This is a genomic window from Amylibacter marinus, assembly GCF_030160015.1.
Classification (GTDB): domain Bacteria; phylum Pseudomonadota; class Alphaproteobacteria; order Rhodobacterales; family Rhodobacteraceae; genus Amylibacter; species Amylibacter marinus.
Genome location: NZ_BSNN01000002.1, coordinates 564,101 through 576,411 on the forward strand (window position 1 = coordinate 564,101; position 12,311 = coordinate 576,411).

Here is a 12,311-nt window from a genome sequence, read left to right on the forward strand (position 1 = left end):
TCAAGTTCAATTCAAGGTTGCGAAACTTTTCCTAGGATTGCGACGAAAAAACCATCACTTTGCGCGCCCAATTTCATCCGCTCTTGGCGTATTACCTGCCACTGAGGGTTTTCCGCCAAAAACTGTACAATCTGCGCTTCGTTTTCTTGGTCAAACAACGAACATGTCGCATAGGCCAGTGTCCCACCCGCGGCAACCAATCCGCTGGCTTCTGCAAGGATTTGGCTCTGAATACCCGTTAGTTCACTCAGCTTTTCAGGGCTCAGCTTCCATCTTGCATCCGGTGTGCGCCGCCAACTGCCACTGCCCGAACAGGGCACATCGAGCAAAACCAGATCAAAGACATCCCCCCCGCCAACAGGGGATTTTTTCAGCACTTTTATCTCGGCCTTGGCGCGTTTTGCCCGCAATGCTAGATCATCCATTCTTTGCGGTGCAATATCATAGGCGAAAATCTTCCTATCTGTACCAAGTGACGCGATCGCCAGCGACTTACCTCCACCGCCCGCGCATAAATCCAGAACTTTTGCACCAGATTCGATGGGTAACATATCTACCAACAGCTGCGAACCGGCGTCCTGTAGCTCGATCCCCCCGCGCAGATAAATCTCTGTTTGAGGGATTTTACGCGTTTGCCCAATAACCCTTAAACCCGCAGAGGTATAATCTAAAATCTCGGTCTCGATCCCCTCGGATAACAGCTCTGCCTGCGCATCCAGACGGGAAATCTGCGATAGATTAACCCGCAGATCAATTGGCGCGCGCTTGGCAAAAACCGCACGGCTTTCAATCGTGCCCTCTGGCACCATGGGCACAATCCAATCAGGCAGATTCATCTCTTCACCTGCGCTGATTTCTGGCCTGTCACGGCCCAAAATCGCCCGCTCTACCGCATCAATTTGCACGGGCGCATAACCCTCACCGCTAAACACCGCCCCCAAATCGCCGCCCTGTTGCAAGACATAGCCCATCAAAATACCGCGTGGCGTATCCAATCCACTGGTATGGGCATAGCTGCGCAGATTGCGCAAACAGTCAAAGGTGATGTCGCGTACCGCCGCACGATCCTTGGATCCCGCAAAGCGGTTGGCGCGCCCCCATGCCGTCAGCTCTTTCTCTGCGGGCGCACCAGCTGTGATACGCCCCAAAATATCAATCGCAGCGGCAACTCTGGCATTTGGTGTCATTATCCAACCCTGTAATTTGGGCTCTCGCGGGTGATGCGAACATCATGTACATGGCTTTCTTTCAAACCAGCCCCCGAAATTTTCACAAACTTACAGCGGCTGCGCATTTCTGGCACGGTCAAGTTCCCAGTATACCCCATAGAGGCACGCAACCCGCCCACCATCTGGTGCAATACATTGGCCGCTGGCCCTTTATAGGGCACCTGACCTTCAATCCCTTCGGGTACCAGCTTGTCGCTGCTGGCCTCTTTCTGGAAATAACGATCCGCGGACCCTTGCGCCATTGCGGCTACAGACCCCATACCACGGTATGATTTAAAAGAACGCCCCTGATACAGGATCACCTCGCCGGGCGCCTCGTCGGTACCAGCCAACATAGATCCCACCATGGCACAGCTGGCGCCACCAGCGATGGCCTTGGCAAAATCACCAGAGAATTTAATACCGCCATCGGCAATGATCGGAATGCCCTGCTTGGCACCTTCTTCGGCACTGTCAGAAATAGCCGTGAGCTGAGGAACCCCAACACCGGCCACAATTCGCGTGGTGCAGATAGAGCCTGGCCCGATGCCAACCTTTACCGCATCGGCCCCTGCCCCGATCAAGGCCTTGGTGGCCTCGGCGGTGGCCACATTGCCCGCCACCACTTGTATGGCTGAATTCAATTTTTTGATCCGCTCGACAACGGCGCCTACGGATGCGGAATGCCCATGGGCGGTATCCACAACCAACAAATCAACCCCCGCATCAATCAGGGCCTCTGCACGGGCAAAACCTTTGTCCCCCACGGTGGTAGCCGCAGCAACACGCAGGCGCCCTAATTCATCTTTACAGGCAATGGGGTTAAGAACCGCTTGCTCCAAATCCTTGATGGTCAATAGGCCTGTCAGCCTGTTGTCGCCATCAACCACCAATAGCTTTTCTATGCGGCGCGCATGCATCATAGATTTAGCATCTTCTAACATTACAGGCTCGCGTACCACGGCCAGATTATCCGATGTCATCATCACCGCAACCGGCGTATCGGGATCAGATACAAAGCGCATATCGCGGTTGGTCAAAATACCCTGAACAACCCCAGCCGCGTTTACAACTGGGAATCCTGTGATGCGGTATTGCTGGGCCAAAGCCTGTGCCTCGCGCAATGTTTGATCCGGGCGCAGCGTCACTGGCTTATAAACCGTACCAGAGACAAAGCGTTTGACACGGCGCACATGCTCGGCCTGCTCATCATCTGTTAGGTTGCGATGGATAACCCCCATGCCGCCGGATTGGGCCATGGCAATTGCCATACGCGCCTCGGTCACCGTATCCATAGCCGAGCTAAGGATGGGAATATTCAGGCTGATTGATTTGGTCACATTAGTGGCCAGTTGCGCATCAGAGGGCAGTACCTCGGACGCACCGGGTACAAGCAAAACATCATCGAAGGTAAGGGCCTCACGAATCTCCATTGGAATCTCCTTAGAGTGATCGGTATTGACGCCGCTCTATCTCATGAGATGAGGCAAATTGAAAGGGTTATTTTGACCATCAGCAGATAGTTTAGAGGATCGATCCCCCACCAAGAACAACCTCCACAAGCATCACGCCCGCTACTCTCGGATTTTATGCGAGAATTCCTCCGCCCCCGTCACCGCATCCGCACGCGCATTGATCCGCGCCCGCGCGCGCACATCCCCCAGCGGCGCGTCCCAATCCAACATGTCGCGTTTCTCAAACATCTCAGGCAGATCACCAGAGACAAGAATGCTCTTGTCAAAGCGCACATCAGGGCGAAATTGTTTCACCAGCGCATAAACCACCGTAGTGCAATTCGCCGTAATCGTGTGATAAAATTCTGGCGTACCCGCCAGCTGATTGGCGCGTTCCACATAGGCCTTAAACAAGTCAATGCGATCCTCTAGCGTGGTCTTTATCGGGTACAGATATACCTCCTCGCGCGGGTCGCGCACGCTGGTGCGTAGGCGCACAATATCGCGCTCGGTAGCCGCAACAAAGGCCAGCTCGTACTCTTTGAAAAATCCACCAATTGTCGAAAACTCTTGGCCAACCTGCTTGCGAATTTCCACAGAGAACGTAACATATCGCCCATCCTGAAACCCAAAGGATACCAAAGTATGCGCAATACGCGGACTGTCCCAATAAGACAGGATAACATCCACCGAGGCGATCTCGCTCAGGCGAAAATCATCGTCATACCAGCGCGCATTGACCGTACCATCCGCCTGCCAGTCAAAATCACGGATGTTGTGCAACCGCACGATATCGCCCTCTATCTGCCCCGTAACCGTATGGCGAAGCGCCTCTTGCCAGTTCAGATCAAGGCGCGGCTCTATGCGGATCCACCAAATGCATAGCACCACACTGGCCAGAGCAAATCCAATCCAAAACCGAAAATCAGCGCTGTAAACACCCCAAATGGCCGCTAACGCCAAGATCCCATAGAGCACCCCCAGCACAGGTAGGCCGCGGAACCAAATCGCCCCAAAGCCCCAAAATGCAAGCACCGCTATTCCCAGCGCAATCAGCAATCCCATCGCAATCCGCAAACCTTAGCTTCAGCCCCTAAACCCAGTTGCAACAACAAATTTCTCAGAACTGTCCGCGCGCGAGGCCGGGGGCTTTATGTTCACCACCTTGGTGAATTTCTGCTTTAGAATTTTTTGCAATTCCCCCTCGGCACCACCGGCCAAGACCTTGGCCACAAATGTGCCGCCCTCTTCTAATACATCAAATGAAAAATAGGCCGCCGCTTCGCACAAAGCCATGATTTTTAGATGATCCGTTTGCTTATGCCCCGTAGAGGATGCCGCCATATCTGACATCACCACATCCGCATTGCCACCCAACCAATCCTTCACCTTTTGATCTGCGCCATAATCCAGAAAATCCAGCACATGCAATTCGCAGCCTTCAATCGGGTCGACCTCTTGCAAATCAACGCCCAATATTGTGCCGACCTTCTTGCCTTGGCGGGCACCATCTGCATTTACCCGCTGAACGGCAACCTGACACCAACCACCAGGTGCACAGCCCAAATCCACCACCCGTGCACCAGGCACGAGAAACCGGAATTTGTCATCCAGCTCTAGGATTTTATAGGCGGCGCGCCCGCGATAACCATCCTTTTGGGCCCGCACCACATAGGGGTCATTCAACTGGCGCTTTAGCCATAATGTAGACGACAACTTGCGCCCCTTGGCCGATTTCACCCGTACCTGTAAATCGCGCTGGCCGCGGCCAGATGTGTTTTTCTTTTTCTGCACCATGATGTGCCCCTATCTTAGATGGCCGTCGGCAACCATCAAGGAATATAAAATGCCCTCGCGCAAACCGCGATCTGCTACCGTTAGTAGATCGGTTGGCCAGACCCGCAAAACCGCCTGTAAAATCGCGGCCCCAGACATGATCAGCTCTATGCGCCCTGCCCCAATGGCAGTATTCGCAGCCCGCCACTTCGGCCCCCCCACCAAATAGCGCTCGATCTCGGCCTCAACTTGCTCGGATGTCATCTCGTAACCATCCACTTTGCCCCGATCATAGCGCCGCAATTTCATATAGGAAGCGGCAATGGTTGTCACGGTACCAGATGTGCCAATAATCTGAAATTTTGGCAAAATCTTATCGCGATCTTCTTCGCCATAGGGGCCAAACTGTGCGATATACTCTTCGAAATACCACGACATCATCGCATAGCGCGCCTTGTCGCCGTCAACATCGCTGAATTGCTCGCGCAATGTCGTTACCCCAAGGGGCACCGAGATCCAATCAACCACACGCATACCGCTCATCTGATCCGGTTGTTTCTTAGCCTTGTGAATATCGCGTTGAAGGCGCATCAAGGCCCCGCGCCGCGCCTCGGGGCGCACCCCAGAAATATCCAGCCAGACCAGTTCAGTAGACCCGCCACCAATATCCAAAACCAAAACCTGCTCGGTACAGGGTTTCACATGGGATGCACTGCCGATAACTGCAAGGCGGGCCTCTTCATGTGGCTTGATCACCTCTAACTTCAGACCGGTTTCTTGCTTTACACGCCGGATAAAGTCGCGCCCGTTTTGGGCTTGGCGACAGGCGGCGGTGGCCACCAGACGCATCTTTTTCACGTTGTGCTTGCGCAATTTCGCCGCACAGATATTCAACGCGCCGATGGTGCGCAAAATTGCCGGTTCGCTCAATCGCCCAGACCGATCTAGTCCTTTTCCCAGATAAACGGTTTTTGAAAACGCATCCACCACCTTAAAATCATCGCGGTGCGGGCGCGCAATTAGCATCCGGCAACTGTTTGTGCCCAAATCCAAAGCAGCAAACAAATCGCCTTGATTCCGTTTGTTTTTTCCATTTGGAAAATCCAAGACCTTGTTCTGTTCTGCAATTGACTTCATACGCCCAGAGTAAGGCCTGCGCCGCGCTGGCGCAATGGCTCATCCTTCTTGACGAGGGTCTATTTTCATTTAAACCTTCCCAACGGCCCAAAACCACGGCCAAGACAGACAAAGGAACTCCCATGCATAATCTCGTGATCGTTTATTGGCGTGATATCCCCGCTCAGGTCATCGTTGGCAAGGGGCGCCGCGCCGCCAAGGTGCAATTGCCCGAACGCTTCGAGCAAGCCATTGATCGATGCGCAATGAAGGTGGGGGCCTCAGATGATGAGGCCTATCTGGCAGATTGGCGCAAATCTGCCCCCCTAAGCGTCGATGGCGACGCCCAAGAAGTCGCAAAAAGCGAAGCAGAGCGCCTGGATCAAGAATACCACCAAGAGAAGATCAAATCCCTGATCGCAACAGATGGCTGGGCTAAATAACCCCCATCACAGGAGGTTACATGGCTGTTTTAAATTTCGCCCCCCCGACACAGGAGAATACCGTGCTGGCTGATTTTTTACAGGATTACTCGATCGAGGTCATGCCCCGCACCGCCGAAAAAATCGCCGATTTTCGCGATCTACTACCACAGGGTACACGGGTTTATATCGCCCATATTGATGGCACACCCATCGAAGATATGGTCAATACTGCCAGACGCCTGGCCAATGATGGGTTTGCTGTCATGCCGCATTTCCCTGCGCGTATTATCAAAGATCGCGCCACCCTCGCCGATTGGATCACACGCTATAAAAACGAGGCCGGTGTGACGGAGGCACTTTTGCTAGCAGGGGGTGTAGATCATCCACAAGGTGACTTTAGCGATTCTATGCAACTGCTGGACAGCGGCCTGTTTGATAGCGCGGGCTTTACCCGCCTACATGTGGCCGGCCATCCAGAAGGCAACAAAGATATCGACCCAGATGGATCACGCAAAAATGTAGATCTAGCCCTGCGCTGGAAACAAGAGTTTTCAAACCGCACAGATGCCAAAATGGCCATTGCCACCCAGTTCTGCTTTGAATCCGCTCCCGTAATAGAATGGGCCGAAAATCTAGCCGAAAATGGATTTGATATCCCGATCCACATTGGCGTCGCTGGCCCCGCAAAATTGCAAACCATGATTAAATTTGCCCTCACCTGTGGTGTTGGCCCCAGTTTACGTGTTTTGCAAAAGCGCGCCAAGGATGTGTCGAAACTGCTCTTGCCCTTCAAACCTGATAAATTTCTAACAGATCTGGCCGAACACCGCGCCGCTAATCAAAATTTCCTCATAACAAATGTGCATTTTTTTCCATTGGGCGGAATTAAAACCAATGCTAAATGGGCACAAGAAAACGCAGGTGCCAACGGCATCCCCGCGAACCAATCCTAAGGACAGGCCATGACCAGAACAATAATCGAGAGCAAAACCAAAACCGCAATTATTGGTTTTGACCAACCCTTCTGCGTGATTGGCGAGCGAATTAACCCAACTGGACGCAAAAAGTTGGCCGCAGAGCTAGAGCTGGGCGACTTTTCGACCGTAGAGGCCGATGCGCTGGCACAGGTTGCCGCAGGCGCCACAGTGCTGGATATCAATTCAGGCGCGGTTTTTGCCAATAAAATGGCCCAAGACCCCCGCTATGCCGATAATAACTTTGTCGAGCCACCCCTGATGAAGGAATTGATCGAGCGCGTTCAGGCCATCACAGATGTACCGCTGTGTATCGACAGCTCTGTGCCCGGCGCCCTAGAGGCCGGCCTTGCCGCGGCCGAGGGCCGCCCGCTGCTGAACTCGGTAACAGGTGAAGAAGAACGCCTAGAGCTGGTTTTGCCGTTGGTGAAAAAATACAATGTGCCTGTGGTGGCCATTTCCAATGACGACACCGGCATTTCCGAAGACCCAGAGGTGCGCTTTGCCGTGGCCAAAAAAATCGTAGAGCGCGCGGCGGATTTCGGCATACCGGCCCATGATATCGTGGTAGACCCCTTGGTCATGCCGATTGGGGCCATGGCAACCGCAGGCCTGCAAGTATTTGAATTGGTGCGCAAATTGCGCAATGAGTTGGGTGTAAATACCACCTGTGGCGCCTCCAATATCTCCTTTGGCCTGCCAAACCGCCACGGCATCAATAACGCCTTCCTGCCCATGGCCATGGCCGCGGGCATGACCTCGGCTATTATGAACCCAGTAGCCCTGCCCGTTGGGCCCAAAAAGCTGGATGAAAAGCGCGCAGAACTGGCCGCCGCAGGCATCATCATCCCCGATGATATCGATCCAGAGCTGCTGGCAACCATCACGGGTATGGGCTCTACCAAGTCCCGCGCAGGCAAAGAAATGGAAGCCATTCGCGCCGCTAATTTCCTAACCAACAATGACCCCAATGGCGCCGAATGGATCCGCACCAATAAGGTCGCGAGCGCCGCAGGTACTGGCGCGCGCGCTGGGCGGGGCGGACGCGCAGGTGGCCGCCGCCGCCGCGGCTAACCTCCCCCCCGCCACACCTCAATCAAAGGGTTGAAACATGAGCAAAGATCCACTGGTAATTTTCACCCCATCGGGCAAGCGCGGCACCTTCCCCCTGGGCACCCCAATTCTAACGGCTGCCCGCCAGCTGGGGGTGGATCTGGATTCTGTTTGTGGTGGGCGGGGTATCTGCTCGCGCTGTCAAATCACCCCCTCCTACGGTGAATTCCCAAAACACGGCGTGACAGTTGAAAAAGATGCCTTAAATGCATGGAATGCAGTAGAAGAGCGCTATAAATCGAAACGCGGCCTAATAGAGGGCCGCAGACTGGGATGTCAGGCCACGGTGCAGGGCGATATCGTCATCGACGTCCCCCCAGAAAGCCAGGTCCACAAACAAGTGGTGCGCAAACGCGCTGAAACCCGTGATATCACCCTGAACCCCTCTACCAAATTGTTCTACGTCTCGGTGCAAGAGCCCGATATGCATGATCCCTCGGGCGATATGGAGCGCCTGATCGCCGCCCTACGCGCAGACTGGGATCTGCCAGAATTAGAGTTCGATTTCTCGGTGCTCCCCCTTTTGCAACCTGCCCTGCGCAAAGGCCAGTGGAAGGTCACCGTCGCGGTGCACCTAGGCGACGATGTGGTAGCGCCGCGCATTGTGCACATCTGGCCAGAATTTTACGAGGGCACGATTTACGGCATGGCTGTTGATCTAGGGTCAACCACAATCGCGGCCCACCTATGTGATCTACAAACCGGCGCGGTGGTGGCATCCAGCGGGGTTATGAATCCGCAAATCCGCTACGGCGAAGACCTGATGAGCCGCGTCAGCTATTCTATGATGAACGACAATGGCGCACAGGAAATGACCAATGCCGTGCGCGCGGGCATGGATACGCTGTTTGCCCAAATCGCCACCGAGGCAGGCATAGAGCCTGCACTGATCATGGATGCGGTATTTGTTTGTAATCCCGTAATGCATCATTTGTTCTTGGGAATAGACCCGTTCGAATTGGGCCAAGCGCCCTTTGCGCTGGCCACATCTGATGCGATTTCCACGCGTGCCCAGAATATCGACCTAAGCAATATCCACCCTGCGGCGCGCATCTATTTGTTGCCCTGTATCGCGGGCCATGTGGGGGCCGATGCGGCGGCGGTGGCCCTATCAGAAGCACCCCACCTCTCGGATGATCTGGTGCTGGTGGTGGATGTGGGCACCAATGCCGAGATTTTGCTGGGCAATCGCCAGCGTGTCTTGGCCTGTTCGTCGCCCACCGGCCCTGCCTTTGAGGGTGCGCAGATATCATCCGGTCAACGCGCCGCCCCCGGCGCGATTGAACGCGTAGAGATAGACCCCATAACCAAGGCCCCGCGCTTTCGGGTGATTGGGTCTGATCTGTGGTCTGATGATCCAGAATTTGCCACAGAGACCCTCAGCAGTGGCATCACCGGCATTTGCGGCTCTGGCATTATCGAGATGGTCGCAGAAATGCGCATCGCAGGTATTGTCGATGGGCCTGGCCTGATCGGATCCCCAGAACAAACCGGCACTGATCGCTGTTTCTTGGATGGGCGCACCTATTCTTATCTGGTCTATGATGGATCGGCTGATGGCGGCCCCAAAATCACCGTGACCAACCGCGATATCCGCGAAATCCAAATGGCCAAGGCGGCACTATATTCAGGCGCGCGTCTATTGATGGATAAATTTGGTGTCGATACGATGGATCGCATTGTGCTAGCGGGGGCCTTTGGGGCGCATATCAGCCCAAAGCACGCAATGGTACTGGGCATGATCCCCGACTGTCAGCTAAGCCGCGTCACCTCTGCAGGGAATGCCGCAGGCACGGGCGCGCGCATAGCATTGTTAAATACGCAGGCGCGCAGTGAAATCGAACAGGTGGTACAAAACATCGATAAAATCGAAACCGCAATCGAGCCGCGGTTCCAAGAGCATTTCGTCAATGCGTCCGCAATTCCCAACGCGGTGGAAAAATTCCCGATCCTCGCGGGCCACGTGACCCTACCCACCGCTACGTTTAACACAGGCGATGCGGCGGGCCCCACAACGCGCAGGCGGCGCAGACGTGGCTAGGGTGCAAAAAACACCTGTGTTTTTGGATCCGCCAGCACCACACGAATGGGCGCAACCATAACATCGCGCACCTTTTGCGCTTGCTCTAGCGCCTGTAATTTTTCTGGCCCAGCAATCAGCACATACTTATGCACCGCCGCCGATAACACCCTGCCCGTTAGGGTCAGGCGGGCCTCAGGCTGGCTCGCAGGACGCACCACATGAACGGGGGCATCGCTGGCCAAGGCATCGGCCAATTCGGCACTGTCCGGGAAAAGACTGGCAGTGTGCATATCCGCCCCCATCCCCAACACGCAAATATCCAAAGGTAGTGCCGCATCAATGCCAGCCGATATCTCTGTGAACACATCCTCTGGCCGCTCGGCGGCCTGATAAAACGGTACAACCCGCGCAGAGCTCGCCGCGTTGGTGATCAGACGCGCGTTAATCAGCGCCGTGTTAGAACGCGCATGCGTTGGCGGCACAAACCGCTCATCGGTCAGCATCACATCAACGCGCTCCCACGCCAAATCCTCGTGGCACAGGATATCAAAAAACGGCGCAGGTGTAGTGCCGCCGGGCACGGCGATACTTACGCGCTCTTTTTGCACTAAGGCGGCGCGCAGGTCTTTGGCCACTTGGGCCGCCAAGCCAACCATCAGGGCCGCCCTATCTTCGAATTTATTTAACATTAAACGATATCCCGCCATTTTCTACCATCTCTGTGCAATAGCATCAGCGCATCCTCTGGCCCAGAGCCAAATGAATCATATTGCTGTGGCTGGTCGCCCCGCGTCTCCCAGCCCTTTAGGATCGGGTCAACCCAATCCCACGCGGCCTCGACCTCGTCGCCGCGCATAAATAGGGTCTGATTGCCGCGGATCACATCCATGATCAACCGCTCATAGGCATCCGGGGTCTCTTCTTGCTGGTTCAGCGCCTCTGCAAATGTCATGTCCAGCGGCACCTCTGTTAAACGCATGCCCCCAGGGCCTGGTTCTTTGATGGTGACACGCAGGGTCATGCCCTCGTCAGGTTGTAATCGAATGGCTAACAGATTGCCCTTGCGATCCTCTTGAACATCAAAAATCGAGTGCGGCGGATCTTTGAATACAATTGCAATCTCGCTTAGCCGATTGCGCAGGCGCTTACCCGTGCGCAGATAAATCGGCACACCAGACCATCGCCAATTGGCAATTTCTACCTTCATTGCCAGAAAGCTCTCGGTGGTACTGCTGGGGTTATCCACATGTTCTAGATAACTGGGTTTATCCCCGCGCGCGCGGTACTGGCCACGCACAACATCCCCTTTAAGTACAGGCTTTAGAGCATTGATTACTTTCAATTTTTCGTCACGAACAGAATCTGCATCATAATGGCTTGGTGGCTCCATAGCCGTTAGGCACAACAATTGCATAATGTGGTTTTGCACCATATCGCGCATGGCCCCGGACTTGTCATAATACTCCCCACGCCCGTCGACCCCCAGATCCTCGGCTGCCGTAATCTGTATGTGATCGATATGCTGGGCATTCCACAATGGTTCAAATAGCGCATTGCCAAAACGCACCGCCATTAGGTTCTGCACGGTTTCCTTGCCCAGATAATGATCAATGCGATAAATCTGATCCTCGGCAAAACAGGCACGCAGCTCTGCGTTTAAGGCCCGTGCGGTTTCTAGATCCCGCCCAAAGGGTTTTTCGACGACAATGCGGCTGTCTGCGGTGGTCATTTTATGTTGGGTGAGCCTGCGGGCAATTTCCCCAAACAGCGATGGCCCAACCGAAAAGTAAAACGCGCGCACCACATCATCGCGTTGAAGGTTTGACAAAACCGTCCAGCCATCATCTGTAAAAATGTCCAATGGTACATAATGAAGGCAGGATAAAAACTGCGCGACGTCATCCTCATCCCAAACCGCAGGATCCAAATGCGCCCGCAGACTTTCCTTGATGTCATCACGGAATCCCTCGGTATCATACCCAGTGCGAGATGCGCCTATGATGCGGCTGGATGTATCAAACTGTCCCGCCCTTAGGCGTCGATAAAGGCCTGGTAAAATCTTGCGCCGTGCCAGATCACCGGTGGCGCCAAAAATCGTTAGATCAAACCTATCGACAGGAATTGTTTGTGCAACCATTTGGGGCTCCTTTTTGAAATCAAAATGCCCCCATTCGCCCCGAATAACAAGCGCACAAACACGCTCACGCATATGTGGGGTTACA

Annotated in this window: 11 protein-coding genes; 4 read left to right on the forward strand and 7 right to left on the reverse strand. The window is 54.4% G+C overall.

The window, feature by feature from the left end; translation table 11 throughout:
* Positions 1-11 precede the first annotated feature (11 nt).
* The 5 genes from QQL62_RS03570 to QQL62_RS03590 all read right to left on the reverse strand — a co-directional run bounded on the left by QQL62_RS03570 (position 12) and on the right by QQL62_RS03590 (position 5,575).
* The gene (locus tag QQL62_RS03570) at positions 12-1,187 is read right to left on the reverse strand and encodes an RsmB/NOP family class I SAM-dependent RNA methyltransferase (protein ID WP_284376169.1); all 1,176 of its coding nucleotides are present in this window, start codon (positions 1,185-1,187) and stop codon (positions 12-14) included.
* Positions 1,187-2,641: an IMP dehydrogenase gene (gene guaB / locus QQL62_RS03575; RefSeq protein WP_284376170.1), complete on the reverse strand. Its 1,455-nt coding sequence runs from the start codon at positions 2,639-2,641 to the stop codon at positions 1,187-1,189. The genes QQL62_RS03570 and guaB overlap by 1 nt, the downstream gene beginning before the upstream one ends.
* A gap of 141 nt (positions 2,642-2,782) precedes the next feature.
* Positions 2,783-3,727 carry an Lnb N-terminal periplasmic domain-containing protein gene (locus QQL62_RS03580; RefSeq protein WP_284376171.1) on the reverse strand — a complete coding sequence of 315 codons (945 nt, stop codon included), beginning with the start codon at positions 3,725-3,727 and terminating at the stop codon, positions 2,783-2,785.
* Positions 3,728-3,748: 21 nt separating this feature from the next.
* Positions 3,749-4,459 (reverse strand): RlmE family RNA methyltransferase, encoded by a 711-nt coding sequence (locus QQL62_RS03585; protein ID WP_284376172.1) that lies wholly within the window; start codon positions 4,457-4,459, stop codon positions 3,749-3,751.
* Between the two features lie 9 nt (positions 4,460-4,468).
* Complete coding sequence (locus QQL62_RS03590) at positions 4,469-5,575, reverse strand: Ppx/GppA phosphatase family protein (RefSeq protein WP_284376173.1); 1,107 nt, start codon at positions 5,573-5,575, stop codon at positions 4,469-4,471.
* Between the two features lie 122 nt (positions 5,576-5,697).
* On the opposite strand from QQL62_RS03590, the gene QQL62_RS03595 reads away from it, so the two are divergent.
* Genes QQL62_RS03595 through QQL62_RS03610 form a run of 4 tightly spaced genes read left to right on the forward strand, consistent with a single transcriptional unit; the run spans position 5,698 to position 10,107 of the window.
* A complete protein-coding gene (locus QQL62_RS03595) occupies positions 5,698-5,997 on the forward strand; it encodes a virulence factor (protein ID WP_284376174.1) in 300 nt (99 codons plus the stop codon).
* A 20-nt stretch (positions 5,998-6,017) separates the two neighbouring features.
* Positions 6,018-6,932: a methylenetetrahydrofolate reductase gene (locus QQL62_RS03600; RefSeq protein WP_284376175.1), complete on the forward strand. Its 915-nt coding sequence runs from the start codon at positions 6,018-6,020 to the stop codon at positions 6,930-6,932.
* Between the two features lie 9 nt (positions 6,933-6,941).
* Positions 6,942-8,027 carry a dihydropteroate synthase gene (locus QQL62_RS03605; RefSeq protein WP_284376176.1) on the forward strand — a complete coding sequence of 362 codons (1,086 nt, stop codon included), beginning with the start codon at positions 6,942-6,944 and terminating at the stop codon, positions 8,025-8,027.
* A 37-nt stretch (positions 8,028-8,064) separates the two neighbouring features.
* Positions 8,065-10,107: an ASKHA domain-containing protein gene (locus QQL62_RS03610; RefSeq protein ID WP_284376177.1), complete on the forward strand. Its 2,043-nt coding sequence runs from the start codon at positions 8,065-8,067 to the stop codon at positions 10,105-10,107.
* Here QQL62_RS03610 and pgl read toward each other — a convergent pair.
* The gene (gene pgl / locus QQL62_RS03615; protein WP_284376178.1) at positions 10,104-10,778 is read right to left on the reverse strand and encodes a 6-phosphogluconolactonase; all 675 of its coding nucleotides are present in this window, start codon (positions 10,776-10,778) and stop codon (positions 10,104-10,106) included. The two genes, QQL62_RS03610 and pgl, sit on opposite strands and share 4 nt — an antisense overlap.
* On the reverse strand, positions 10,778-12,226 hold the full coding sequence (zwf, locus tag QQL62_RS03620; RefSeq protein ID WP_284376179.1) for a glucose-6-phosphate dehydrogenase: 1,449 nt from the start codon (positions 12,224-12,226) through the stop codon (positions 10,778-10,780). Before zwf ends, pgl begins: the two co-directional genes overlap by 1 nt.
* Positions 12,227-12,311: the final 85 nt, after the last annotated feature.

Bases quoted from the DNA above. Each gene is read 5' to 3' on its own strand.
- zwf (WP_284376179.1), bottom strand. From the start codon at position 12,226: ATGGTTGCACAAACAATTCCTGTCGATAGGTTTGATCTAACGATTTTT.
- QQL62_RS03600 (WP_284376175.1), top strand. From the start codon at position 6,018: ATGGCTGTTTTAAATTTCGCCCCCCCGACACAGGAGAATACCGTGCTG.
- guaB (WP_284376170.1), bottom strand. From the start codon at position 2,641: ATGGAGATTCGTGAGGCCCTTACCTTCGATGATGTTTTGCTTGTACCC.
- QQL62_RS03610 (WP_284376177.1), top strand. From the start codon at position 8,065: ATGAGCAAAGATCCACTGGTAATTTTCACCCCATCGGGCAAGCGCGGC.
- pgl (WP_284376178.1), bottom strand. From the start codon at position 10,778: ATGTTAAATAAATTCGAAGATAGGGCGGCCCTGATGGTTGGCTTGGCG.
- QQL62_RS03605 (WP_284376176.1), top strand. From the start codon at position 6,942: ATGACCAGAACAATAATCGAGAGCAAAACCAAAACCGCAATTATTGGT.
- QQL62_RS03570 (WP_284376169.1), bottom strand. From the start codon at position 1,187: ATGACACCAAATGCCAGAGTTGCCGCTGCGATTGATATTTTGGGGCGT.
- QQL62_RS03595 (WP_284376174.1), top strand. From the start codon at position 5,698: ATGCATAATCTCGTGATCGTTTATTGGCGTGATATCCCCGCTCAGGTC.
- QQL62_RS03585 (WP_284376172.1), bottom strand. From the start codon at position 4,459: ATGGTGCAGAAAAAGAAAAACACATCTGGCCGCGGCCAGCGCGATTTA.
- QQL62_RS03580 (WP_284376171.1), bottom strand. From the start codon at position 3,727: ATGGGATTGCTGATTGCGCTGGGAATAGCGGTGCTTGCATTTTGGGGC.
- QQL62_RS03590 (WP_284376173.1), bottom strand. From the start codon at position 5,575: ATGAAGTCAATTGCAGAACAGAACAAGGTCTTGGATTTTCCAAATGGA.